This is a genomic window from Turicimonas sp. TL08 (assembly GCF_054660695.1).
Window position 1 is genome coordinate 1 of sequence record NZ_BAAGDP010000052.1, and the last position, 1828, is coordinate 1828.

Genomic DNA, 1828 nt, shown 5'->3' on the forward strand with positions numbered 1-1828 from the left:
ACCTGTCTTGGTTAGAACCGCAAACAAATCAGGGTGGTATTTCAAGGTCGACTCCAGAGGAGCTGGCGCTCCTCTTTCTCTGTCTCCCACCTATCCTACACAAATCGGTTCACAGTTCAATGCAAAGCTGCAGTAAAGGTTCATGGGGTCTTTCCGTCTAGCCGCGGGTAGATTGCATCATCACAAACACTTCAACTTCACTGAGTCTCGGGAGGAGACAGTGTGGCCATCGTTATGCCATTCGTGCAGGTCGGAACTTACCCGACAAGGAATTTCGCTACCTTAGGACCGTTATAGTTACGGCCGCCGTTTACTGGGACTTCGATCAAGGCCTCTCAGCCCATCAATTAATCTTCCAGCACCGGGCAGGCATCACACCCTATACGTCGTCTTTCGACTTTGCAGAGTGCTGTGTTTTTAATAAACAGTCGCAGCCACCTATTCTCTGAGACCGTCTCACGCTTGAGGTGTTTCTCCTCTCACGCTACTGCGGCACACCTTCTTCCGAAGTTACGGTGTCAATTTGCCGAGTTCCTTCTCCCGAGTTCTCTCAAGCGCCTGAGCATATTCAGCTCGCCCACCAGTGTCGGTTTGCGGTACGGTCCTGTCAGACTGGAGCTTAGAGGTTTTTCCTGGAAGAGTTTCTAATCACTTCGCTCCCGTGGGAGCACCACTTCCGATCCGGACGATACGTTGGCGGATTTGCCTGCCAACCGTCCTCGTCTAAGTACCGAGTATTCCAACACTCGGATGACCTTATCCTCTCCGTCACCCCTTCGCATCTGACAGCGGTCCGGGAATATTAACCCGGTTCCCATCGGCTACGCCTTTCGGCCTGACCTTAGGGGCCGACTCACCCTGCTCCGATGAACGTAGAGCAGGAAACCTTGGGCTTGCGGCGAGAGGGCTTTTCACCCTCTTTAACGTTACTCATGTCAGCATTCGCACTTCTGATATCTCCAGCAGACTTCTCAATCCGCCTTCTCAGACTTACAGAACGCTCCCCTACCACGCTTGGATTTATCCAAGCATCCGCGGCTTCGGTTAGCAGCTTAGCCCCGTTACATCTTCCGCGCAGAAAGACTCGACCAGTGAGCTATTACGCTTTCTTTGAAGGATGGCTGCTTCTAAGCCAACTTCCTGGTTGTCACGGCCTTTCCACTTCGTTTTCCACTTAGCTGCTATTGGGGACCTTAGCCGGCGGTCTGGGTTGTTTCCCTTTTGAGTCCGGACGTTAGCACCCGGTGCTCTGTCTCCCGTGTATAGCTTCCAGGTATTCGGAGTTTGCCTTGGTTTGGTAAGACTACATGTCCCCCTAGCCAAAACAGTGCTCTACCCCCTGGAGCCTTCACACGAGGCACTACCTCAATAGTTTTCGGGGAGAACCAGCTATCTCCAGATTTGTTTGGCCTTTCACCCCTATCCACAGCTCATCCGCTAATTTTGCAACACTAGTCGGTTCGGTCCTCCAGTGTGTGTTACCACACCTTCAACCTGGCCATGGATAGCTCATCTGGTTTCGGGTCTACACCCTGCGACTATTCGCTCTATTCGAACTCGCTTTCGCTTCGGCTTCCCTATCCGGTTAACCTCGCCACAGAATGTAAGTCGCTGACCCATTATGCAAAAGGTACGCAGTCACCTCAGATTGAGGCTCCTACTGTTTGTATGCATGCGGTTTCAGGTTCTATTTCACTCCCCTCCCGGGGTTCTTTTCGCCTTTCCCTCACGGTACTGGTTCACTATCGGTCGATCACTAGTATTTAGCCTTGGAGGATGGTCCCCCCATCTTCAGACAGGATTCCTCGTGTCCCGCCTTACTTCTCGT

General features: G+C 52.3%; 1 rRNA gene. It reads right to left on the reverse strand.

What is annotated here, in order from left to right:
* Positions 1-1828, reverse strand: a 23S ribosomal RNA gene (locus ACYQ4O_RS12855); the annotation flags it as partial.